Origin of the sequence: Nonomuraea sp. NPDC049750 (genome assembly GCF_040659625.1) — a bacterium.
In the GTDB taxonomy this organism is placed as follows: Bacteria; Actinomycetota; Actinomycetes; order Streptosporangiales; family Streptosporangiaceae; genus Nonomuraea.
This window is the reverse complement of sequence record NZ_JBFANB010000004.1, coordinates 222,793-244,714: the sequence shown is the minus strand read 5'-3', so window position 1 is coordinate 244,714 and position 21,922 is coordinate 222,793. Positions and strand designations below refer to the sequence as shown.

Below are 21,922 nucleotides of genomic sequence, written 5' to 3'. Positions count from 1 at the left end.
CTCCTATGACCCGGGGGTCTCTCCGTTGTGATGGCCCGAGAAGCGGGGGAGCAACTGGGCCAGGAGCAAGGTCGACAGCGCGGAGTCGCCGGATCCCTGCTGGGTGCGGACCACCAGGGGTTGCGGGGCGTTCTCCGCCAGTTTGGCACCCACGTCCAGGCGCCTGCGGGCCAGCTCGTACTGCAGCACGGCCCGGTTGTCGCGGTAGGAGTCGGCCAGCCTGCGCAGGGCCTTGGCCTCGTTCTCGGCCGCGGTCAGCTCGGCGCGGCCGCGCGCCTCGATCTCCCAGCGCACCCGCTGGGCCTCCGTCTCCTGCTCTTCCAGCATGCGCGCCACGTCCTTGCGCGCGGTGTTGTGCGCGGCCTTGACCTCGACCACGCGGGCGTCGCGGGTCTTCTTGGAGCGCTCGATCTCCATGAGCAGGGTGTCGATGCGGCGCTTGCGGGTCAGCTCCCACTCGCGCTCGTAGGCCGACAGCTCCTTGGCCACCTTCTCGCGGGTGGCCAGGTGCTGCTGGTACTGGTCGGGCAGCTGCACGTCGGGGATGTTCGCGCCGGTGATGCGCACCCCGTAGCGGCCGAGCTGGCGGTTGAGCGCCTCCTGCATGTCGCCTACGTCGGAGCCGCGCAGGTCGTACGCGCGCTCGGTGTTGACCTTGCGGCTGCGCTGCCTGATCGCGTCCTGTACGGCGCTCGACAACACCAGGTCGAAGTTGCCCGCGCCGATCGTGCGGACGAACGCGACCGGGTCCACGATGCGGAACTTGAGGAAGAACTCGATCGACTTCAGCGGTACGTTCTCCGCCGTCGGGCAGGCCACGATCGGCGCCGAGTACGGGATCTCGGTGGAGGTGTCGACGACCGCGTCCACCCGGTCCCACGGCAGCCACAGGTAGTGGCGGCCCGGCGGGAGCGTGCCGGTGATGGCGCCCCAGCGGCTGCGTACGCCGGTGGTGCCCTCCTCGATCTCGATGATCGCCCGGCGCCACATCCACACCAGCGCGACGGCGAGGAAGAACAACGCGCCCAGCGAGGCCGTCACGACGAGGTTGCCCATCACCGCCATCCCGGCGAAGTAGACGGCGATGAAGACCAGAGCCATCCAGGCGAAGCCGCGCCTGTCCTTGGGGATCACGACCGGCACGAGCTGGCCCTGCTCACCGCCGCGCAGCAGCTGGCGGATGTCGGACCAGGAGGCCAGCGACTCCTTGATCTTCGAGAACTCGCGGCTCATCGGACCTCACCCTCGATGGTCGGCAGCGTGGCGGCGAGCGCGGGCTCGGGCGCCTCGCTCACCTCTTCGGCGACCTTCTTGAGCAGTGCGGTGATCTCCGCCTCCCTGCCCGCCACGCGCTCGCCGATCTCGGCCAGCCGGCCCCGGATCGCGGCCATGTCCTCGGCCGAGAACAGCGCCGCCCCCTTGCCGCCGACCAGTTGCTGGGCCAGCGCCAGGAAGTCGATGTCAGTGTGCTCGCCCACCTGCACCACCTGCGGCAGCCGGGTCGCGACCGACTCCAGCTTGTCCAGCAGGTCCTGCTGGAAGCGGTAGTCGAGGATCTCCGGCGCCTCGGCCGCGCTGAGCGCCCTGATGTCGAGCGCCTGCGCCTCCAGCAGCGCCGAGTTGGCGTTGGCGGAGGACTCCGCCTCGACCAGGCGCTGCCTGGCCTGCGCCTTGGCCTGGTGGGAGGCCCGCTCCAGCGCCGTGTCCATGCGCGCCTGGTAGCCGGCGATCTCCGCCTGGATCGCGCTCAGCGTCTCCTGCAGTCCGGCCAGCTCCTTGATCAGGTCGCCCTCGTTCTGCTCCTTGCGCAGCTGCAGCTCGTACTCGTAGGTGTAGGCCTCCTTGGCGACGCGCACCATCTCGGGGGCGGCCAGGTCCATCCGGTACTCCTGGCTGGACGGCTCGGCGTGCGTGATGTTCACGTCGGTGAGGCGTACGGCGGGCAGGAACTGCTGGTTGAGGTTGTCCAGCATGCCCAGCGTGCTCTCGCCCACGAGGTCGTAGATGTCCTCGGCCCGCTGGGCGTAGATGAGGGAGCGCGTGACCTCGCTGATGGCGTTCTGCAGCTTGGACTGGAAGCCGCTGACCGAGCCGAGCACGAAGATGAACTCCGCCGGGTTCTCGATCCTGAACTGCAGGAACAGGTCGACGCTCGCCTTGACGCCCTGTTGCGTGGGGGCCTCGCTGATGGGGGCGTTGAACGGGTATTCACGGGTGGTGTTGACGATGTAGCTGACCCGCTTCCACGGGTTGAACAGCGTCACCCGGCCGGGGTCGGCGATCTGCACCAGCTTGCCGAACTTGGTGATCAGCGCCTTGCAGCCCTCGGGCACCATCACCACGCTGCGGCGCCACCACAGGAAGGCGGCCGCCAGGACCAGGACGATCCAGTAGTGCGGGCCGAAGAACACATCGGTTCGGGGGATGACGTTGCCGAGCGCGCCGATCAGGCCGAGCACCACCAGGATGCCCAGCGGCACGACCACCTTCGCGGTGGTCCCCTTGGGGATCACCACCGGCGAGATCACGTGCATGCCGTTCTCGGCGAAGCTGCGGTTGATGATCTCGCCGGCCTCGTTCAGCGACGCGGACCGGGCCTCGATCAGCGTGCCCACCGACACGCCGCCGTCACGGGCCGCCGCGAAGTCGTACGGGTTCAGCGCGAAGCCCTGAACCTGGACCTGACCGGCCAGCTGGCCCGCCTGGTCCACCGCCTGGCCGACGGCTTGACGGACATCACCGCCTTGTACGACCGCCTGGGCTATGCCCTGACCTGCCTGGATCAACGCCTCTCTGGGTCGTGACATTGCACCTTCCTCTTCCGCTACGGGCGGATTCGACCGTATCGGGTGTCGCTTTCGGTTCGCTTGCAAGGTGGAGCTGCTCCAGGGTGAGGTGCTTGGCGCTCACATGCGGAAACGGGGCTAGCGACCGATCATGGTCGCGTCGGGGAGTGACTGCTTGACCGCCTCCGGCGTGCCCACCACGACCGTCAGCTTCCCTTTGGTCGTCTTGGCCGCCGCGTTCCCGTAAATCCGCACCTTTCCGAGGTCCTTGGCCTCGACGATGACGAACATCCGGGTGGGGGAGCACCACAGCGTCACGCTGCTCTCCATGTTGCTTCCGGTCATGAGTTCCTTGGGCCCCGCGAAACCCTCCTCCGTTGTGGTGACGTTCCCCTCGGACTTCGTCAGGTCTTGGCTCATGTTGAAGGTGTAGCCGGAGGACCCCTGATCGGCGAGCCCGCACACGCCCTTGCTGTGGATCCAGGGGACCAGGTCGTACTTCGCGACCTGGATCCGTGCCAGCACCCTCTCCGCCCCGTCCGGTATCCCCGACCTGGATGCCGAACCCAGCAACGCGGCCAGTGGCCAGCGGCTCGGATCCTTGAGCAGCCAGTCCTTCGGCTCCTCCGTCGGACACCCCGTCAACAGCAGGACCGCAAATATCGCAATGATTCCCCTCATTAGGGGATCACCATAGTGAGGAAGCGTTTTCACGTACAGTGCCTGCGCCGTGACCGAACACGGCAGCGCATCGGCTGAGAAGACGGCGGCGATGAGTGAGATCGTCCCCAACCGCATCGCGTCGCTGCGCGCCGAACGCGGTGTCACCCGCAGCCTTCTGAAGGGCCCCCCTGACCAGGTGACGGTTTCTGTCAGTGGCGCCGCCTACAGTGGCATCATGCGACCGGTCACTGATTTGCAGCGGAAGGTGGCGCCCTTCGAGGTCGTCACCGAGATGACTCCCTCCGGCGACCAGCCGACGGCCATCGCCGAGCTGGAGCGCCGCGTCAAGGCCGGGGAGAAGGACAACGTCCTGCTGGGCGCCACGGGCACCGGCAAGACGGCCTCGATCGCCTGGCTGATCGAGCGGCTGCAGCGGCCCGCGCTGGTCATGCAGCCCAACAAGACACTCGCCGCGCAGTTCGCCAACGAGCTGCGGGAGATGCTGCCCAACAACGCGGTTGAATATTTCGTCTCTTACTACGATTACTACCAGCCTGAGGCGTATGTCCCGCAGAGCGACACGTACATCGAGAAGGACTCCTCGATCAACGACGAGGTCGAGCGGTTGCGCCACTCGGCGACCAACTCGCTGCTGACCCGCCGCGACACGATCGTGGTGGCCTCCGTGTCCTGCATCTACGGCCTGGGCACGCCGCAGGAATACGTCGACCGCATGGCCAGGCTCCGGGTCGGCATGGACGTCGACCGCGACCAGCTGCTGCGCCGCCTGGTCGACATGCAGTACACCCGCAACGACCTCGCCTTCACGCGGGGCACCTTCCGGGTGCGCGGCGACACGATCGAGATCATCCCGAAGTACGAAGAGCTGGCCGTACGCATCGAGATGTTCGGCGACGAGATCGAGAAGCTGTCCACCATGCACCCGCTGACCGGCGAGGTCATCACCGAGGACGAGGAGCTCTACATCTTCCCCGCCTCCCACTACGTCGCCGGCGAGGCGCGGATGGCGATGGCCGTCAACGGCATCGAGGCGGAGCTGGCCGAGCGGCTGTCGGAGCTGGAGCGGCAGGGCAAACTGCTGGAGGCGCAGCGGCTGCGCATGCGCACCACCTACGACATCGAGATGATGCGCCAGATCGGCACCTGCTCGGGCATCGAAAACTACTCGCGCCACATGGACGGCCGCGAGGCGGGCAGCGCGCCCAACACGCTGCTCGACTACTTCCCGGAAGACTTCCTGCTGGTCCTCGACGAGTCCCACCAGACCGTGCCGCAGATCGGCGCCATGTACGAGGGCGACGCCTCCCGCAAGCGCACCCTGGTCGACCACGGCTTCCGCCTGCCGTCGGCGCTCGACAACCGGCCGCTGAAGTGGGAGGAGTTCCTGGAGCGCATCGGCCAGACCGTCTACCTGTCGGCCACGCCCGGCTCCTACGAGCTGGGCCGGGTCAAGGGCGACGTGGTCGAGCAGGTCATCCGGCCGACCGGGCTGGTCGACCCCGAAGTGATCGTCAAGCCCACCAAGGGGCAGATCGACGACCTGGTCCACGAGATCCGCGAGCGCGCCGACCGCGACGAGCGGGTCCTGGTCACCACGCTGACCAAGAAGATGTCGGAAGACCTCACCGACTACCTGCTCGAGCTGGGCATCCGGGTCCGCTACCTGCACAGCGAGGTCGACACGCTGCGCCGCATCGAGCTGCTGCGCGAGCTCCGCTCCGGCGAATACGACGTGCTGGTCGGCATCAACCTCCTGCGCGAGGGCCTCGACCTGCCCGAGGTGTCGCTGGTGGCCATCCTCGACGCCGACAAGGAAGGCTTCCTCCGCTCGGAGACCTCCCTGATCCAGACCATCGGCCGGGCCGCCCGAAACGTCTCAGGACAGGTCCACATGTACGCCGACAAGGTCACCCCGTCGATGGAGCGGGCCATCGACGAGACCAACCGGCGGCGGGCCAAGCAGATCGCCTACAACCAGGCCAACGGCATCGACCCGCAGCCACTCCGCAAGAAGATCGCCGACATCCTCGACTCGCTGCAGCGCGAGGACGCCGACACCGACCGCCTCCTCGGCGGCGGCCGCCAGCAGTCGCGCGGCAAGGCACCCGTGCCCGGGTTCGCCGCCCGCCAGGCCGGGCAGCACGCCAAGACCATCGCGGGGGAGATGCCCCGGGCACAGATGGAGTCGTTGATCGAGTCGCTGACCGAGCAGATGCACCAGTCGGCGGCCGACCTGCAGTTCGAGGTGGCCGCCCGACTGCGCGACGAGATCAAGGAGCTCAAGCGGGAGCTGCGCGACATGCGGGAGGCAGGCGTCCAGTAGCCGACCGGAGAAAGGGCGTCCGCTTCGCTGCGGGCGTTCTTTCTCCCCACCCGATTCGGTGGTTGGCCGTCTGATGCCCGCCCGCCCACAATGGGCCTCCGCTTCGCTCCGGACGTCCTCCCAGGCGGGCTGACGCCCGCCCCCTGAGGGGCCTCGCTGCGCTCGGACGCCTTCCCAAGCACGCTTCGCCGGGCCAGCTGGCCGGAGCGAGCTTCCTTGGCGGCACCACCATCGAGACCTGCACATACTCTCCACCGCTCCGGCCCCGAGCCCACGGCCGCAGCTGTCACAGCGGCCGGAGAGCGGGCTTACCGGCCGCTGTGACAGGGGCCGGAAAGTGGGTTATAGGGGCCCAACTAAATGATCTAGGGTCGTGTCCCTGATCCAAGCGATCCCGCCAGCGCGGGGCCGAGTAGGGCGGCCCCGCAAGCGACTCGAGTGCCTGTACGACGACCATGACAAGTTCAGCCGTCTGGTCCGGCGCACCGGGGTAGGCGCGGGCTGTCAGGGGTCAACGCTCGTGCTTCCGTCGCCCGGTCATTTCCGTTGGCGGAGGGTCGCGAGGTATACGGCCGTTGAGCTCTCGAAGGAGACGATGTCGGCGAGTTCCCAGCCGGTTCCGTTGGCGAGTTCGGCGAGTTCGCGTGGTGCCAGGCTGAGGTAGTCGAACCAGGGCGTCGCGACGTCGCGGTAGCGGACCCGCATGGTGCGATGTCCGGCTATGCGGCCCGCCCGTAGGTTCTGTTCGTTGTAGGGCAGGTGCAGAGGATCGGCGGAGTCCGTCAGGTTCCGGGCTTGGCCGACGATGATGGCGCCGGGCGCGGCCATCGCTGCTAGCGCCCGCAGGAATTCCGGCGCCCTTTCCCGGCTCTCCAGCAAACCGAGGTTGGCGCCCAGGAGCAGGAAGCTGTCGTATCGCTCTCCCGTCGCGGCATGCTCGTGGACCGTGCCAAGAACGGCGGAACGTACCCCTTGCCGCCGGCACACTTCGAGCGCGCCCGGTGAGATGTCGATCGCTGTAACGGCGTGGCCCCGATCGAGCAACGCGCGTGCGGCCCGTCCTCCGCCGGCGCCGACGTCCAGAACTCTGCCCTTGAGCAAGTCCAGCGCTTGGCGCTCACTGTCCGGCCATTGGTCGACCGGGGCGATCCATGGTTCGACGGGCACGGGCTTCACCAGCCCGTCGCTGCGTTCCGCGATATGGAAGACCGGGGTGGCAGCCGACTCCAGCGATGCCTGGTAGGCATCGCGCAGCATGTCCCCGATCGCGTCCCCCTTACGGGGACCAAATGCCGTCCGTTCTGCCTGCTGGCCTTCTTCCGTTGCCTTGTCGCCGGCCTCATCTGCGACGTCGCCGAGGGCGCGGACGGTGGGAGCGTTCATCGTGTTCTCTCTGCTGGATCGGGTGAAGGAGCCGATGGTTCGGGGCGCACGAGCGGCCGGAATGTGACGAAGATCATCAGGACAACCCCGGCGCCACACCATGCCCCGATGACAGTAGAGGTGGAAAAGCGTTCGCTGAGGGCGCCGGTGGCCAGGATCGCGGTGCCCTGGGCGATCTGGATGCCGCTGTTCATGACGCCGAACGCCCGGGCCCGGTATTCGGTGGGAAGCACGCTCTTGAACAGCGCCTGAGCGGCGGGCAGCAGCAGCGACATGACCACGCCGGAAGCGGCGGCCAGGAGCAGTACGCCGGCGAGCGGCGGGTCGAGCAGCGCGGGGACCAGCGTGAGGGGGGCCAGGACCGCTAGGGGGCGGATCAGCCGGGTCTTGGTACGCGAGCGCAGCAGCCGGGTCAGTATCAGGCCGCCGATGGCGACACCAAGAGGGTTCGCGGCCATGATGAACCCCTGTGCCGCGCCGCCGCCGTCGATTTCGGACGCCCAGGCCGCCGCCAGGCCCTCCGGAACGATGACGAAGGTGACCGTTGCGAAGGTTATGAGCGCGATGGCCCGCATCACTGGGTCGCCGAAGACGACGGCGTACCCTTGTCCAGTCTCCCGCCACAGGCCAGGGCGGTGGGTGGCCCCGAGTGTCGCCGGCCGGAGCTTGACGTAACGGCGCAGCAGGAACGCCGAGCCGACGAAGGTACCGGCGTTCAGCAGTAGCGCGGCATGCGGGTTGTAGCCGGCGATCATTCCGCCGGAGGCGTACCCGAAGACCTGGGCCAGGTGGAAGATGGCGTTGTTGAAGGCGATGCCGAGCGGGTACAGGTCGCCGGTCAGGATGTGCGGGAGCTGAGAGGAACGGGCGGCCTCGAACGGTGGGGCGAACAACCCACTGGCGAACAGCAGCACCAGCAGGACCGCCACAGGCACGCCGGGGATCGCGATCAGCCCGATGAGCGCCGCTCTGACCAGATCGCAGAAGATCATCACTGAGCGCGAGGGATACCGTTCGGCCACTGCCGCGAGTAAGGGCCCTGCGGTGAGCCATGGCAGATACCCCACGGCGAAGGCCGCTGCCGAGGCCAGCACCGAGCCGGTGCGATCGAAGACCAGCAGCGCTACCGCGGCCTTGCACAGATAGTCCCCGATCCAGGAGAGCACGCTCGCGGTGAAGACTGCACGGTACTCCACCAGAACGAACAGATCCCGATAGCCCGCCGGCCGTTCCTCATCCGTCGCTGGACGCCTCATCCATTCTCCGCAATGCGCTCATGAAGAGGGCCGGCTCACCGCCGAAGGCTGTGTGCCGGCCGCTGTCAGCTCATCTTGGATCAATCCCAGACGGTGTCCTTGCGGGTCATGAAGCACCTCCCTCTCGGCTCTTCGGCATGCTGATCGCTCAGCATCCCAAGCGACTAGATCATATAGTCATATGTTCCACTTTTTCGGCAACCGCCGAATGTCTCCGTCCTCGTGACCAAAGCCCCAAATGGTAAAGGTGTTGCTCGCCTCTGCGACCGGAGCGATCAAACGGTGAGGGCATATCTCGCCTGGTAGCGGTTCTGGTGGACACGTGCTTGTTACCGGGCGAAGTGGTAGTGCAAGTGCTTGGCTCCCGATCCGTCAGAGTCCAGCTCGACTGGTCCCAAGCGTGATCGACAGCTCCCGCGTCCGGGCGCTCAAGGGCGGCCCATAATCGGGCCGAGCCTGGTCGCCTGCGTATCCGCTGGACGGTCCGTTACGACATTCGCTGGGCATACATGACGCTTGCTGACGCGATCATTTGCCGGCGACGCCTCGTCCGCTGATCTTTCTGTAGCATCTCTTTAGCGTCGCTACGCTGCCGTCTCCGGCCCTCGCCTTTTGGCGGGCGTCAGAGCATCCCGGCCTCCGACTGGAGCAGGACGGAGAGGGCGTCGGGGTCTGCCGACGCGACGCCCTTCGAGGCGAACCAGGTGGCCACGTTGCGGGCGTCCCGGTCGAGGAAGTGCGGGCCCGTGGGGTGGGAGATCACGTCGACGATCTGGGGAAGGTCGATGATGACCAGCCTGCCTTCGTGGACCAGCAGGTTGTACGCCGACAGGTCGCCGTGGGCCAGACCCTCTCTGGCCAGGACCACCAGCGCCTCCACCAGCTGCGCCCATAGATCGTCCAGATCATCCGAGACGTTGGCGAGACGGGGTGCCGCGTAGCCGTCCGGGGTACCGACAAACTCTTGGAGGATCTCGGTGCCGACGATCTGGACCGGATAGGGGACTGGCAGGCCGAGTTCGGTCAAGCGACACAAAGCGCCGAATTCGGCCGCGGCCCACTGGCCGGCGATGAGCTGTTTGCCGAAGGCGGTCCGGTTGGCCATGGCCCGATTCATGCGGCTTTCGCGGGTGCTGCGGCCTTCCAGGTAGCCGGCGTCCCGGTGGAACAACCGGTGCTCCGCTGAGCGGTAGCGCTTGGCGGCCAGCAGGCAGACGCGGTCGGTGTCCGGCACACCGCGGGAGAGCAGGTGGACGTCGGCTTCCTTGCCGGTTTTGAGGATGCCCAGCTCGGTGTCCACGGCGGCGAGCTCGGTGATGAGCCAGTCCGGGTGCGGCTTCGGGCCGCGCTCGGTGGGCGTGCTCTGATCCCAGGTCGACCAGCGGTCGCCAGTGGGTGGTCCGTCGTCGATGGGGGCGCTGTCGAGCCATTCGAGATCGTCGGCGTCGAGGGCGTACTTGCCCCGGCGGCGGGGCGAGGAGTGCTTAGGCACGGCGGGATTTCTCCAGAAATGAGGCCCACCGGCGCAGCGATCAGCTTGGCGAGATCCCGGTGGGGAGGTCAGAGGACGCGGAAAACGGCACGCGAACAGTCGTCATCACGGTCTCAACCTCCCTTCGCCCTCCATGCACAGGCTGCGATACGCGCTGTGAAATGCACTGATTACACGGTTGCGTAACGCGCTGTGGTCAGCCTGGCTGAGTATGCCGAGCGGGGCCTGGCCACGGCAACTGAATTTTCGGCCTCCTCCCGCACGCCGACCCACCAGAGCGGTGCTGGAGCTGCGGTACCAGGATCGAGACGTGCCGGATGAGATCCTGCCGCACATCTCGCCCGGTCACAGCGAGCGTGTGGGCCATGCTGCTCATCAAGCTGCAGACCAGGGCCGATGCTGCCGGGCGGATTATCTGGGACGTGTCGGTGGACTCCACGATCAGCCGGGCCCATCAGCACGCCGCCGGCGCCCGCCGCGACGGCGCAGCCCAGAAGGAGCCGCCGGGCGGGGTGGACATCGAACCGGCCGACCACGGCCTGGGCCGCTCCCGCGGCGGCCTGACCAGCAAGATTCATCTGGCCTGCGAACACGGACAGCGCCTGTTGTCCCTGGTCGTCACCGCTGGGCAGCGGGGCGACAGTCCACAGTTCGTGCCCGTGTTGGAGGCGATTCGGGTGCCCCGCCTGGGTGCTGGCCGTCCCCGCTGCCGCCCGGATCGGGTGCGGGCCGACAAGGCGTACTGCTCGAAGGCCAACCGCGTCTACCTGCGACGTCGGGGCATCCGGGCCACGATCCCGGAGCGCCGCGACCAGATTGCCGGGCGGAAACGCCGCGGCAGCGCCGGCGGTCGACCGCCGGTATTCGACCGGGAGGACTACAAGCTGCGGCACGCCGTGGAGTGCGGGATCAACCGGCTCAAGCGGCACCGGGCCGTGGCCACCCGATACGACAAGCTCGCCGTCCGCTACTTGGCCACCGTACAGATCGCGGCGATTGGTGAGTGGCTGTGATCCCCGGTGACCGGCTCCACTGTCATGCCGGCCACGCCGACCTCGAACGCCTACTCGAAGTCGATCTGGGCGGTCGGGTGTGCGGCGGTGATCCGGTCGCGGACCGCCTCTGGGAACAGGTTGCCGTACAAGTTGGCCACCGCCAGATCGGGGAGCGTGTCGAAATCCGCCGGCAGGTCGTTGAGCTGATTGAACCTCAGGTCGACGATCCGCAGTCGACGAAACGTCCCGATCCCGGCGAAGTGCTCGGGCTTGAGCTTGAGGCGCTTGGTGTTCCGCTGCCACTGGCTGATCCGGAGCTCCTCCAGTCCGGGCAGCTCCATGGCGAACAGCTCCCGCAGGAAATCATGCGACGGCAGGGGCGTGCTAGCGCGGCGGCTGTGTCCGCCGAAGCCGAGGACCCGCAGCGCGGGCAGGCGGCCGAGGTCGGGCAGCGGGTCGCGCAGCAGACCGAGGCTGTCGCCGAGGTCGAGCTCTTCGAGGCGGGTCAACCGCAGCAGGCTGTCGGGGACGGTGTCGAAGTAGTTGCCGCTCAGGTCGAGCCGGCGCAGGTTCGGGAAGGTAGTGACGGCCTCGGGGAAGGTCCGCAGGAAGTAGTGGCTCCCGCCGGTTATGGACACCTCCTCGACGGCGGCCAGCCCGTGCGCGGAGTCGGGGAACACGACGTCGGTCCCGTCGGCGACCAGCTTGCGCAGCGCGACCAGGTCGCCGAAGGCGTCCGGCAGGACGAACCGCGTCACCTCCGGCAGGTTCCACTCCGACTCCGACTCCGTGTCGACGGAGACGGACAGGTAGGAGATGTCGAGTTCCTCCAGGGCGGTGAGCCGGCCGATGGCGGCCGGCAGGGTGAACTCGACCGTGTCCCGGTCCGTGTCCCGGTTGCTGGCGACGCACAGCACCCGGAGCGCGGCCAGGTCGCCGATCGATTCCGGCAGGGCGGTCAGCTCGCAGTTGCGCACCGACAGGTGCTCCAGCCGGGTGAGCGTCCCGAGCGCCTCGGGCAGCTCGCCGATCGGGTTGCCGTCCAGGATCAGGGTACGAAGCCACGGCATCTGGAGCACCTCGGCGGGAAACTCCTTGAGGTTGCGACCGGTCAGGTCGAGGTTTTCCACCCGGTCGGCCCGGGACCGGGACACGTCGGCGTCGGCCGACTCGGCCGCCGTCCGGGCTCCGGGCCGCAGGACCGGCAGCCCGGCCCGCAGCCGGTCCAGGAACGCATCGATGTCCAGACAGCGGTCCTCCGCGTCGACGACCTCGGGCACGAACGCCTCGATGATGCCCGGCTTGGCGTAGTCGGCGTCCTTGGCGTCGCCGAAGTTGTCCACCCAGCGCCCGCCGACGGCGTCCACGTCCATGGCGTGTTCGAAGTCGATCACCCAAGGGGTCTCGACGGTCCCGGTCCGTAGCCAGCCGTGGTTGTAATAGCCGTAGACGAGGTGCGTGAAGGCGCCGTCGTGGATGTAGATCTCGCAGTCGCCGGCCTCCAGGGTCTCGGCCTCGGTGCGACCGCCGACGTAGAGTCCGGGCTGGTCCTCATAGAGCGCGATCGGGCCGTTGACCGTCAGATTGCCGGTGATCACGATCAGCTCGACGTCGTCCTCGTCGTCCCCGCTTCGCAGGGCATTGACGGCGTCCAGGAAGTCCCCGTCGACCGCGAGATCGCCGTCGAAGAACAGCACGCTGTCATAGTCGGACGACTCTCCTTCACTCTCGAACGCGGCGGACAACGCGCCGCTCAGACGGGCGTCGGCGTCGGCATAGGACAGGGATGCGGGGGTGGCGGATAGCGACATGGCGACGAGCATAGGTCCGCGCTGTGACAGCCCTACGGGAAAGTCCAGCGCCGTCGTGAGGCTGCTGGCCGCCCCGCCGTCGATACCGGTAGCAGAAGTTCAACACAGCCCACTGTTCATCGGTGAGATCCCCACGCGCCACACCGAGATCATCCCGGCGTGGCGCGATCAACGCGACAGCGTTCTAAAACGCGCCCTAGGCGAGGGGTGAGATCGCGTCGGCGCGCCGGCGGACCCAGGCCATCATTGCGGCCGCCCGTCTGCTGAACGATGTTATCTGGGGGTCTCGTCAGTGCAGATCATTAGGGTTCGGTGTATGTCCGATGAGCGCATGATGCGCGGTTATGTGGGCCATTCGCATGGCCGTGCCACCTATTCCGGTACGCCGGTGATCGAACTGGACGGCTCCCCCGTCACGGTCAGCGTCGATGAGGAGGGGGTGCTGTGGACGTGTGATCTCCGAGGCGGCAGATGCGTCAGCCGCCCGCTGGACCTCGACGCGGCCGGGCCCGATGACAACTGGTATATCGAGAACGGGCACTGGGACGACGACGATCCTGAGGACGAGCGGAGAAGGCTCGTCACCGAGCCCTCCCTCATCGCCACACGCGTGGCCGTGGCGGAGGTCGACGGGCGGCCCGTGGTCGTCACCGGCGGTGGCCGGTTCGACTTCCGCTACGAGGACGGCGACGACGTCAGCGGCGGGATCGTGCGGGCCTGGGACCTGCGTACCGGGCGGCGGATCGGCTCGGTCATGATCGGTCACGTGCTCGCGGTCTGCTCGCTCACGACCGTCCGGTCCGAGCGCGGCCTCCTCGCTGTCAGTAGCTGCGAGACGGGCCTGCTGCTGGCCTGGGAGCTGACCACCGGTGTGAAGGTGATCGAGCGGCAGGGCGCCTACAACGGGGAGATGGCCGCCGCCGTGGTCGACGGCCACCCTGTCGCCGTGACCGGCGGGGATGACCCGTTCCTCCAGGCCTGGGACGTTCTGAGCGGCGAGCAGCTCGGCGCGGACTTGCCGGGGCTGGAGTCTCCCGTCGGCGGCATCGCGATCACCGAGGTGGCGGGCCGCACAGTGGTACTGGCCGCCGACGGCCCCCGCCTGCGCGCCTGGGACCTCGCGGCCCAGGAGCCGATCGGGGCGCCGCTGACCGGGCACACCGGCGACATCGAGCGCGTGGTCACCACGACCGTGGGCGGCCGCGCAATCGCCCTGACGGGGGCGACCGCGAGACCCTCGTGTGGGACCTGGCGCGCGGAGAGCAGATCGGCGAGCCGCTCACCGGCCACTCCCTCGAGTCGGCCACCGAGGTCGCGGGCACGCCGGCCGCCGTCACTTCGAGGTCGGACAGCGCCGTCCATCTGTGGGACCTGACGCCGACCCGCTGATCGGAGCCGTCCGGCGGCGGGACCCTCACATCAGTCGAGATCAGGCGGCCGGAGCCTGGCGGGACCATCATGGGCAGTCCTGCCATTCGGTAAGGCGCTGGCAGCTACACGCGTCGTCACACAGGCGGATCTGCCGCACAGCAGCCGCACAGCAGCCGCATCACTCACCACATGCCCTGCCGTCCTTCGCTCCGGCAGGCTCTCGGGCCATGACTGAATAATCAGGTGAGGCCGTTCGCCGTCGCTCGTATGGTGCTGGAGTGCGACGATGCGAGGAGTGCTTCCATTGGGAACCGGCCGGGGCGTCGGAGTGTGTTCGATGCGCCCGGCTGGTGGACCTGATCGTCGAGGAGGGTTGGCGGGCGTTCCTGGAGCAGGAGTTCGGTACGGCCGAGCAGCCGGACGAGCGGGCCATCGCCGAGATGGTGGTCGACGAGCCCGACAGGCACCCATGGCGGGTGGTCGATGCGGCCTACGACCGCCTCACCTGCCCCGAATGCGGTGGTCGGCTGAGCCGGGGCCCGGCCGGGTGTGGGCCGTGTGACGTGGCCAATGGCTTCCGTTATGTCGCGATCGAGATCGATCGGCCGGGAGTCGCGCCTGGGAACGAGCACGCGTTGCGCGTCAACGTGGCCGTGGTGCGCAGGCCCTATGGGATCTCGGCCGTTGAACTGCTGGCGCGGCGGCTCTCGCTGCCGATCCTGCTCGAAGGGCGGCTGCCCACGACGCGGCAGGCACAGGCGGCACGCGCCATGCTCAACAACGGTGCCAGCGCGGAGGAGTATGACGCGTTCATCCACCGAGTCTGGGGGCGCGACGTCAGCTGATGAACTTGCCCAGATCGAGGTCGATGTCCACGGGGAAACCGATGTCGGCCTGTAGACGCTTGCGATGGATGCCGGTGGGCACATAGGCGCGGACCGTTGGCTCGAGCTCGAACGTGTAGACGACGGGAACCAGTTCTTCTTCTTCCTCCACCCGCCAGAAGTGCTTGATGCCCGCGTCCGAGTACTTGATTGGCTTGGTGGTCCTATCTCTTTCCCTCGACTCTGTGGAGACCACTTCAACGACCAGATGGACGTCGTCGGGAGCGAAGGAGGTGACTCGGCTGGCGAACGCGGAACTGTTGACCACGAGAACATCCGGTTCCGGCCGCTGCCGCATGCCCAGAGTTATGGTCATCTCACGGGCGGTCATGAGACCGGGAGGGGTTTTAATCCCGAGGGTGCGGTCGATGAGCAAGTTGACGGCGAGCATGTGGAAGCCCGCCTGTGGCGACATCAAGATGAGTGACCCATCGATCAGCTCGACGTGCTTGGGCGCGTCGGGGGGAAGGTGATCGAGCATGTCGGCGGTCCATCCGCCGGGAGGGCCGGGATAGAACCACTCAGGAAATGCCGCGGTCATCACACGTCTCCTCAAAGAAGCTCACTTAACGAAGCCATTATGCCACGTCAGGTAACCGTCAGGTGAGGTCTCGGCGTTCCTGAGTGCTCTTGCGATAGAGCTCGTCGATCTCGTCGAGCGGGTCCGGGGGACGGCGGCGGGCCTCGATCTCCAGCTCCGTGCGGGAGTGGAGGTCGTCGATTCCGGCCGAGGCGTGCTGAAGCTGGTCGCCGAGGAGGTCGGCGCGGATGCGGGCGCACATGGCGGTCAGCTTTGCCTGGTGCTCGCGTAGGCGATCGAGCGTGACGTGGTCGACGTACGGCGAGGCGCGGCGTTGCTGGGCGTACATGGCGAGTTGCCCGTCATGTACGTCGGCCTGCGCGGACAGGTCGGCCAGGAGCCGGGGGAGGTCGCCGAGGCCCCAGCCCTGGCGTTGGGCCTGTTCGACGGCCTGGCGGGTGATCGAGACCTCACGGCGCAGGTCGAGACGGAGGCGTTCGACCTCCCCTGCGTCGCCGGCGCCCATGGCGTTGACGTGCGTGGTCAGCTGGGTCGCCGCCTGCTTGGCCTTGATCGCCGCCTTCTGGCCCAGCTTGACCAGGAAGTAGATGCCGACGCCGGCCACCAGGCCGAGGAAGGCCAGGATCGCCAGGATGATGAGAATGACCTCCATCATCGCCCTCGCCACCTCCTGCTGATCGGCCGTTTCCTAGAGGATAGTGCGAGCGCGGGGCGGGTGCGTGGCCGAGCAGGCTCTCCGAACATGCTCCACGTAGCGACGCGGGCTCCTCAGGCGGGCCTCGCGTAGCGGCACGGACTCCGCGAGTAGCCATGCGGGCTCCGCACTACCAAGCAAGCTCTTGATTGTTGCCGCCGGTGCGTGATTCAGTTCACCTACCGCGAAGGAGCCACGCATGCTTGACGGCAAGGTAGTGCTCATCACCGGCGGCGCCAGGGGCATGGGGGCCGCGACGGCCCGCCGCTGCGTCGCGGCGGGAGCGAGCGTCGTGATCACCGATGTCCTGGTGGAGGACGGCACCGCCACCGCGAAAGACCTCGAATCGCGATTCATCCCGCACGATGTGACGAAAGAGGATCAGTGGGCTGATGTGGTCGAGGAAGTCCTGGACGGATACGGCCGGATCGACGGGCTGGTCAACAACGCGGGCATCGCCCGCTCGGCGCTCCTGGAGCAGTACACGCTCGATGACTTCGAGCGCGTGCTCAAGGTGAACCTCGTCGGCGTCTTCCTCGGGCTCAAGTCCGTGGTCGCGCCGATGCGCGCGTCAGGCGGCGGGTCGATCGTGAACCTGTCGTCGGCGGCCGGGCTGACGGCGCTGCCCGGCACCGGCGGCTACGGTGCGTCCAAATGGGGTGTCCGCGGCCTCACCAAGATTGCCGCGATCGAGTACGCCCCCCACCGGATCAGGGTCAACTCCGTACATCCCGGGATGATCGTCACCCCGATGACGCTCCGGCACGGCGCAGTCTCAGGCGAAGGCGCGTTTCCGCTGGCCGCGGCTGGGCGATGCGGTGAGCCCGAGGAGGTGGCGGAGGCCATCGCGTTTCTGCTGTCCGACGCCGCCTCATACGTGACGGGCGCCGAGCTGGCGGTGGACGGCGGCTGGACGGCGGGCGAGACCGCCATGCTCCCGCGGACGGAGGCTGAGTGAACGATGGCGATCGACGAGGTCACCAGGGCGGTCATCGACGTGATGACGGCGGTCTTCCCCAAGGTGGGCACCGAGGTGACGGACGCCGCCGAGGCCCGGCGGATCCTGGCCGAGATGCCCCAGCCGGAGGCGGAACCGTACAAGGTGGGCCGGGTGGAGAACCGCATGGCGGGGGACCTGCCCGTGCGTGTCTACTGGCCGCCGACGGGGCGAGCGACGCGGCCGGTGGTCGTGTACTTCCACGGCGGTGGGTTCACGCTGTGCACCTTGGACACGCACGACCCCGTCTGCCGACTGATCTGCACGGACGCCGACGTGATCGTGGTGTCCGTCGACTACCGGCTGGCGCCGGAGCATCCGTATCCGGCCGCCGTCGAGGACGCCTACGCCGCGACCCGCTGGGTGTACGAGCACGCCCGCGAGCTGGGCGCGGATCCCGGCAGGCTGGTGGTCGCCGGTGACAGCGCGGGCGGGAATCTGGCGACCGTGACCTGCTTGAAGGCCAGGGACGAGGGTGGGCCGCCGATCGCGCTGCAGGTGCTGGTCTATCCCGTCACCGACGCCGCCCAGGACGCGCCCTCGCACGCGGAGAACGCGGAGGGATACTTCCTGACCGCGGCGCACATGCGGTGGTACTGGGACTGCTACCAGCCCGACCACGCGAGGCGCGCCGAGCCGTACAGCTCGCCGATCAACGCGGACGTGAGCGGGCTGCCGCCCGCGCTGGTGATCACGGCGGAGCACGATCCGCTCAGGGACGAGGGCGAGGCGTACGCGGAGCGGCTGCGCGCGGCCGGGGTGGACACGCAGAGCGTGCGTTACTCCGGGATGTTCCACGGGTCCTTCGGGCTGGGCGCCATGCTGCCCGTCGCCAAGGAGGCCGAGGGGCGGGTCTGCGCCACGATCAAGGAGCGGGTGGGGTAAAAGATGCCTTATGCCGATTTAGGGCAGGACATTCGGCTCTTTTACACCGACGACGGCAAGGGTGACGGGCCGCCGCTGCTGCTCGTCCACGGCTGGGGTACGGACTCCCACCAGTGGTCCTGGCACATCGACGCGCTCGCCGGCAAGCACCGGGTGATCGCGGTGGACCTGCGCGGGCACGGCTACTCCTCGGTGCCCGACGAGGGCAACACGCCGCGCCAGATGGCCGCCGACCTCGCCGCGCTGCTGGACGGGCTCGCCATCCCCGAGGTGATCGCGATCGGCCACTCCATGGGCGGGCAGGTCGTCTCCATCCTGGCCGTCGAGCATCCGGACAAGGTACGCAAGCTGGTCGCCCTCGATCCCGGTTACGGCATCACGGCGGACGTCGCGCGGACCTTCCCGGAGACGGTCGCCGCGCTGCGCGGTCCGCACGCGCACGCCGCCGCCGAGCGGCTCGACGAGTGGTGCACCAACGCCGCCACCCCGGCCGTCATCAGGCGCTGGCACAAGCGCCGGCTGTACGGCATGGCGCCGCACGTGCTGCTCCAGGCGTTCGAGGCCATGTTCACGGAGCCCGACGCGGTCGGGATGCGGCCGGCGAGCGACGACTACCTGGCCCGCAGGGAGTGCCCGGTGCTGTCGATCTGGTCCGACCCGGAACGCGCGGCCTGGGAGTCGGGGCTCTGCAAGCATCCGGCCTCGAAAGTGGTGTGCTGGGAGGGATCCAGCCACCGGCTGCACGAGGAGCGCCCCGGCGAGTTCCTCCTCGTCCTGCGCCGCTGGTTACGGGCATCCTGATCCGTTTCGTGCCGGTCGTTACGGGCCTCCTAACCGCTACGGGCCACCCAACCGCTACGGGCTTCCTGACGTCCGTCTGGCCCGGCGGGCGGCGCGGTAGCGGCGTACCCTCCTGATCGTCCACCAGGCGAGCAGGGCCAGCGCCAGCAGTGCGACGATGACCAGCAGAGGCAGGAACACCGCGATCAAGCTCATGCCGAGCGACCCGACGTCCTCCACCGTGCTGGCGACGGGCGCGCCCACGCCCCCCGTCCCCACATTGATCATCGGACGGGCCGTCGCCTTCAGCGCGTGTACGGCCAGCGCCACCAGGATGCCCAGCAGCCATCCCGCCCACGGGTGCTCGGCCATCCAGGTCGAGTGGTCCAGTTCCGACGCCGCGTTCGTGGCGCTGAAGACCACGCCGCCGGCCGCCGGTCGTACGGCTGTCTGAATGGCGTCGTTGATGCTGTCGACGGCCGGGACCTTGTCGAGCACCATCTCCGCGACCAGCAGCACCGCGATGATGGCGAGCACGCCCCAGTTGGACAGCCACCCGTAGCCGTCGGGCAGCTTCACCTTGTCGGTGAAGTTGGCCACGATGCCCACCACGAGGAGCGGGATGTAGGCGTTCAGCCCGGCGGCGGTGGACAGTCCAAGCCCTGTCAGTGCGGCGAACATGTTTCTAGTCTGCCCGGGTCGCCTCGTCCATGAGGCGGGGCAGATCGGATCCGGTGAACTCGGCCACCGCCCGCTCGTACTTCTCCATGCCCCACGACCAGAAGTCGAAGTCGATGCTCTGGTTGGCGCCGTCCTGGATCGAGGCCCACAGCGTCCAGCCGTACTTGGACATGAGCCCGAGCAGCCGCGCCCGCGCGATCTTGTGGCGCAGGCGGCGGCCGTAGTAGGCCGTGACGAGCTCGTCCAGCAGGTCCAGGGACAGGTCCGACTCGCTCCAGATGTTGCCGAGCTCGAAGCAGGGGTCGTTGTTGCCGGCGTACTCGTAGTCGATCAGCCAGAGCCGCTCGCCGTCGTCGATGATGTTGCCGGGCAGCAGATCGTTGTGACACGGCACCCGCCCCACATCCCGAATATCCAGACATTTCCTAATCCGCTCGACCTCGGGCATGAAGTCGAGATATTTCGCCGGAAGGCGGTATCCGCGGCTCTGGACGATCTCCAGATACCCCCGCTGAATCTCGAACATGTCGAAGTCCCGCTCGAACCGGGGCCCCGCGTGCAGCCGACCGCACACCTCGGCCAGCCGCCGCAGGTTCGCCGGATCGCGCAGATCGGCCTCCGTGAACGTCCGGCCCGGCAGGAAACCCACGATCAGCACCCCGAGCTCCGGCAGATAGTCGTGCACCGGCGCCCCCACCCCGATCCGCGCGGCGGCCAGCGAGCAGGAGTGCTCGACGTCCCGATCGATCGCCAGCAGCGATCCCTCACTGGCCGACACCCGCGCCACATAGGCCCCGCCGGGAACGGTCACCTTGTAGTTGTGGTTGGTCAGCCCGCCGGGCAGCTCCTCGACGGAACGCGGCACGCCGGACAGCAGGGGGATGCGGTCGAGGATCTCGGTCATCAGAACCACCCGTGGATACCCCGGCGTTCGAGCCGGAGAGGAAACGGGGACGGAAAGGCTCCCAGGGGCCTGAGCGTGCCCTGAGGTTCACCGTTCAATGGTGCTCTCCTGACTCGTGGTGTAGCCGTAGCCGTCGGCTCTTTGGAGCAGGCGGATGTGTTTGTGGTTGATGCCTTGGTGGGTGCCGGTCGCGGTGGTGATGTTGAAGGAGCCTGTGGTGCGGACGGCGACGCGTCCGGTGTGGACTCCGGCGTGCTTGCCTTTGGCGAGGGTGGCGCGAACGAGGTCGCCGGTGGCGAACCCGTGGACGTGCTTGATTCGGGGAAGTCGCAGACGGGGGAACCCGTACCGGTCGGTGCGGGTTCGGCAGTAGAGGCCGCGGCCGGTGGCCCGGACCACCAGGACGCGACCCGGCCACCCGGTCACCTGCGCGAGTTCGCCGACGTGCAGGGCGTCCAGGGTGTGGGACTTCGGCGCGTTCGTACGGGAGCGGTTCCACTTGGTGCGCCCACCCGAACCGATGGCCACGGGCAGAGTCGTCGCGGTCAGCGCCCGCCACAGCGCCCAGCGGGTGGCGTTGACCGCCGCGGCGTCTCGGAGCGGGGCCTTGGCCTGCTTGAGGATGCGCGCCAGCAGCGCGGGCTTGCCTTGCAGGAACTCTTCGACGGGCGTGGTGTTCTTCGCCTGGTTGCACGGCCGGCACGCCAACGTCAGATTGGCGATCCGGTCGGAGCCGCCCCGCGCTTTGGGGTGGATGTGCTCGACCTGCAACGGCGTCCCCGCCATGCCGCAGTACGCGCAGGTCCGGCCCCATTTTTCCAGCAGGTATTGGCGGGCCTCGTATCCGGCCAGTGTGCCCTGCTGGTATTCGATGCCTTCCAGCGGCTTACCCGCCGAGATGGCGTGGGTGTCGAAGGCGACGCGTTCGACGTGGATGGCGCGCACGGGTGCCCACCGCCCCAGCCGGGCCAGCCACGACATGGTGGTGTCCAGGCGGTGCCGCAGAGACGGCGCGAGCCAGCCCTTGGGCCTGGTGCGGTTGCGGAATCGAGGCGCGCGGTAGCGCAGCTTGCGCGACCTTCTGCTGCGCCGGTAGTTGGAGCGGGCGGTGAGCTTGTCGCGGATCGCCGCGCCCCGGTGGTCGAGTTGGACGCTGTATTTCCCGGTACGGCTGCCGTCGCGTTCGGTGAAGACGGCGATGCCGGTGTGCTTGGAGCCGGGGTCGAGGCCGACCTGCACGCCGGCCACCGTGGAGCCGGCCGCTGTGCGGTCGGTCAGGCGGATGACGAACGGGGTGTGCCGGACCACCACCGCCCGGCCCGCTTTGAGAAACCGCCGGGCCCGGCCAGGCCGGCAGGGCTGCAACGGTTTCCCGTCGCGATCGAGCACGAAAACGTGTGGGTCTGTAAGGACCCGTCCGCCCTTCCCGGACTGCTCCGGGTCGGGGTGACGCCC

The 21,922-nt window shown here is 68.1% G+C and carries 19 protein-coding genes; 7 read left to right on the top strand and 12 right to left on the bottom strand.

All coding sequences use genetic code 11. From position 1 onward, the window contains the following. Nucleotides 1–3 precede the first annotated feature (3 nt). The 3 genes from AB0J16_RS13025 to AB0J16_RS13015 all read right to left on the bottom strand — a co-directional run bounded on the left by AB0J16_RS13025 (nucleotide 4) and on the right by AB0J16_RS13015 (nucleotide 3,467). Complete coding sequence (locus AB0J16_RS13025) at nucleotides 4–1,233, bottom strand: SPFH domain-containing protein (protein ID WP_357945627.1); 1,230 nt, start codon at nucleotides 1,231–1,233, stop codon at nucleotides 4–6. Further along, nucleotides 1,230–2,807: an SPFH domain-containing protein gene (locus AB0J16_RS13020; protein WP_358538045.1), complete on the bottom strand. Its 1,578-nt coding sequence runs from the start codon at nucleotides 2,805–2,807 to the stop codon at nucleotides 1,230–1,232. Before AB0J16_RS13020 ends, AB0J16_RS13025 begins: the two co-directional genes overlap by 4 nt. 117 nt (nucleotides 2,808–2,924) lie before the next feature. After that, nucleotides 2,925–3,467, bottom strand: coding sequence for a hypothetical protein (locus tag AB0J16_RS13015; RefSeq protein WP_358538043.1), 543 nt, complete (start codon nucleotides 3,465–3,467; stop codon nucleotides 2,925–2,927). A gap of 217 nt (nucleotides 3,468–3,684) precedes the next feature. On the opposite strand from AB0J16_RS13015, the gene uvrB reads away from it, so the two are divergent. After that, entirely contained in the window at nucleotides 3,685–5,793 is a 2,109-nt protein-coding gene (gene uvrB, locus AB0J16_RS13010; RefSeq protein ID WP_357946355.1) for an excinuclease ABC subunit UvrB, read from the top strand. A gap of 537 nt (nucleotides 5,794–6,330) precedes the next feature. Here the strand turns inward: uvrB and AB0J16_RS13005 are convergent. The 3 genes from AB0J16_RS13005 to AB0J16_RS12995 form a co-directional block, all read right to left on the bottom strand. Further along, nucleotides 6,331–7,176, bottom strand: a complete 846-nt coding sequence (locus AB0J16_RS13005) for a methyltransferase domain-containing protein (RefSeq protein ID WP_358538041.1) — start codon at nucleotides 7,174–7,176, stop codon at nucleotides 6,331–6,333. Next, on the bottom strand, nucleotides 7,173–8,372 hold the full coding sequence (locus AB0J16_RS13000; protein WP_358538039.1) for an MFS transporter: 1,200 nt from the start codon (nucleotides 8,370–8,372) through the stop codon (nucleotides 7,173–7,175). Before AB0J16_RS13000 ends, AB0J16_RS13005 begins: the two co-directional genes overlap by 4 nt. Nucleotides 8,373–9,054: 682 nt before the next feature. After that, nucleotides 9,055–9,924, bottom strand: a complete 870-nt coding sequence (locus AB0J16_RS12995; protein WP_358538037.1) for an RIO1 family regulatory kinase/ATPase — start codon at nucleotides 9,922–9,924, stop codon at nucleotides 9,055–9,057. Between the two features lie 317 nt (nucleotides 9,925–10,241). Between AB0J16_RS12995 and AB0J16_RS12990 the strand changes: the two genes are divergently transcribed. After that, a complete protein-coding gene (locus AB0J16_RS12990; RefSeq protein ID WP_358538035.1) occupies nucleotides 10,242–10,937 on the top strand; it encodes an IS5 family transposase in 696 nt (231 codons plus the stop codon). 50 nt (nucleotides 10,938–10,987) lie between these two features. Here AB0J16_RS12990 and AB0J16_RS12985 read toward each other — a convergent pair whose 3' ends face one another. Next, nucleotides 10,988–12,730 carry a leucine-rich repeat domain-containing protein gene (locus tag AB0J16_RS12985; protein WP_358538033.1) on the bottom strand — a complete coding sequence of 581 codons (1,743 nt, stop codon included), beginning with the start codon at nucleotides 12,728–12,730 and terminating at the stop codon, nucleotides 10,988–10,990. A gap of 316 nt (nucleotides 12,731–13,046) precedes the next feature. On the opposite strand from AB0J16_RS12985, the gene AB0J16_RS12980 reads away from it, so the two are divergent. Together AB0J16_RS12980 and AB0J16_RS12975 are read left to right on the top strand one after the other, a co-directional pair. Then, on the top strand, nucleotides 13,047–14,105 hold the full coding sequence (locus AB0J16_RS12980) for a WD40 repeat domain-containing protein (RefSeq protein ID WP_358538030.1): 1,059 nt from the start codon (nucleotides 13,047–13,049) through the stop codon (nucleotides 14,103–14,105). Nucleotides 14,106–14,379: 274 nt separating this feature from the next. Then, nucleotides 14,380–14,946: a hypothetical protein gene (locus AB0J16_RS12975; RefSeq protein WP_358538027.1), complete on the top strand. Its 567-nt coding sequence runs from the start codon at nucleotides 14,380–14,382 to the stop codon at nucleotides 14,944–14,946. Here AB0J16_RS12975 and AB0J16_RS12970 read toward each other — a convergent pair. Both AB0J16_RS12970 and AB0J16_RS12965 read right to left on the bottom strand, forming a co-directional pair. Continuing rightward, nucleotides 14,939–15,526 carry a Uma2 family endonuclease gene (locus AB0J16_RS12970; protein WP_358538025.1) on the bottom strand — a complete coding sequence of 196 codons (588 nt, stop codon included), beginning with the start codon at nucleotides 15,524–15,526 and terminating at the stop codon, nucleotides 14,939–14,941. The genes AB0J16_RS12975 and AB0J16_RS12970 overlap by 8 nt on opposite strands. Before the next feature lie 58 nt (nucleotides 15,527–15,584). Continuing rightward, nucleotides 15,585–16,181: a hypothetical protein gene (locus tag AB0J16_RS12965; protein WP_358538022.1), complete on the bottom strand. Its 597-nt coding sequence runs from the start codon at nucleotides 16,179–16,181 to the stop codon at nucleotides 15,585–15,587. Between the two features lie 238 nt (nucleotides 16,182–16,419). On the opposite strand from AB0J16_RS12965, the gene AB0J16_RS12960 reads away from it, so the two are divergent. Genes AB0J16_RS12960 through AB0J16_RS12950 form a run of 3 tightly spaced genes read left to right on the top strand, consistent with a single transcriptional unit; the run spans nucleotide 16,420 to nucleotide 18,903 of the window. Beyond that, nucleotides 16,420–17,178, top strand: coding sequence for a glucose 1-dehydrogenase (locus tag AB0J16_RS12960; protein ID WP_358538020.1), 759 nt, complete (start codon nucleotides 16,420–16,422; stop codon nucleotides 17,176–17,178). Between the two features lie 3 nt (nucleotides 17,179–17,181). Continuing rightward, on the top strand, nucleotides 17,182–18,102 hold the full coding sequence (locus AB0J16_RS12955) for an alpha/beta hydrolase (protein ID WP_358538018.1): 921 nt from the start codon (nucleotides 17,182–17,184) through the stop codon (nucleotides 18,100–18,102). A 3-nt stretch (nucleotides 18,103–18,105) separates the two neighbouring features. Beyond that, entirely contained in the window at nucleotides 18,106–18,903 is a 798-nt protein-coding gene (locus tag AB0J16_RS12950) for an alpha/beta hydrolase (protein WP_358538016.1), read from the top strand. A gap of 54 nt (nucleotides 18,904–18,957) precedes the next feature. Here the strand turns inward: AB0J16_RS12950 and AB0J16_RS12945 are convergent, their stop codons facing one another. The 3 genes from AB0J16_RS12945 to iscB all read right to left on the bottom strand — a co-directional run bounded on the left by AB0J16_RS12945 (nucleotide 18,958) and on the right by iscB (nucleotide 21,856). Further along, entirely contained in the window at nucleotides 18,958–19,563 is a 606-nt protein-coding gene (locus AB0J16_RS12945; protein ID WP_358538014.1) for a DUF4126 domain-containing protein, read from the bottom strand. Between the two features lie 4 nt (nucleotides 19,564–19,567). Further along, nucleotides 19,568–20,467 (bottom strand): choline kinase family protein, encoded by a 900-nt coding sequence (locus AB0J16_RS12940; protein ID WP_358538012.1) that lies wholly within the window; start codon nucleotides 20,465–20,467, stop codon nucleotides 19,568–19,570. 87 nt (nucleotides 20,468–20,554) lie between these two features. Next, nucleotides 20,555–21,856: an RNA-guided endonuclease IscB gene (gene iscB, locus AB0J16_RS12935; protein WP_358538009.1), complete on the bottom strand. Its 1,302-nt coding sequence runs from the start codon at nucleotides 21,854–21,856 to the stop codon at nucleotides 20,555–20,557. Nucleotides 21,857–21,922: the final 66 nt, after the last annotated feature.

Bases quoted from the DNA above. Each gene is read 5' to 3' on its own strand.
- AB0J16_RS13025 (WP_357945627.1), bottom strand. From the start codon at position 1,233: ATGAGCCGCGAGTTCTCGAAGATCAAGGAGTCGCTGGCCTCCTGGTCC.
- AB0J16_RS13020 (WP_358538045.1), bottom strand. From the start codon at position 2,807: ATGTCACGACCCAGAGAGGCGTTGATCCAGGCAGGTCAGGGCATAGCC.
- AB0J16_RS13015 (WP_358538043.1), bottom strand. From the start codon at position 3,467: ATGAGGGGAATCATTGCGATATTTGCGGTCCTGCTGTTGACGGGGTGT.
- uvrB (WP_357946355.1), top strand. From the start codon at position 3,685: ATGCGACCGGTCACTGATTTGCAGCGGAAGGTGGCGCCCTTCGAGGTC.
- AB0J16_RS13005 (WP_358538041.1), bottom strand. From the start codon at position 7,176: ATGAACGCTCCCACCGTCCGCGCCCTCGGCGACGTCGCAGATGAGGCC.
- AB0J16_RS12990 (WP_358538035.1), top strand. From the start codon at position 10,242: ATGAGATCCTGCCGCACATCTCGCCCGGTCACAGCGAGCGTGTGGGCC.
- AB0J16_RS12985 (WP_358538033.1), bottom strand. From the start codon at position 12,730: ATGTCGCTATCCGCCACCCCCGCATCCCTGTCCTATGCCGACGCCGAC.
- AB0J16_RS12980 (WP_358538030.1), top strand. From the start codon at position 13,047: ATGTCCGATGAGCGCATGATGCGCGGTTATGTGGGCCATTCGCATGGC.
- AB0J16_RS12970 (WP_358538025.1), bottom strand. From the start codon at position 15,526: ATGACCGCGGCATTTCCTGAGTGGTTCTATCCCGGCCCTCCCGGCGGA.
- AB0J16_RS12965 (WP_358538022.1), bottom strand. From the start codon at position 16,181: ATGATGGAGGTCATTCTCATCATCCTGGCGATCCTGGCCTTCCTCGGC.
- AB0J16_RS12960 (WP_358538020.1), top strand. From the start codon at position 16,420: ATGCTTGACGGCAAGGTAGTGCTCATCACCGGCGGCGCCAGGGGCATG.
- AB0J16_RS12955 (WP_358538018.1), top strand. From the start codon at position 17,182: ATGGCGATCGACGAGGTCACCAGGGCGGTCATCGACGTGATGACGGCG.
- AB0J16_RS12950 (WP_358538016.1), top strand. From the start codon at position 18,106: ATGCCTTATGCCGATTTAGGGCAGGACATTCGGCTCTTTTACACCGAC.
- AB0J16_RS12945 (WP_358538014.1), bottom strand. From the start codon at position 19,563: ATGTTCGCCGCACTGACAGGGCTTGGACTGTCCACCGCCGCCGGGCTG.
- AB0J16_RS12940 (WP_358538012.1), bottom strand. From the start codon at position 20,467: ATGACCGAGATCCTCGACCGCATCCCCCTGCTGTCCGGCGTGCCGCGT.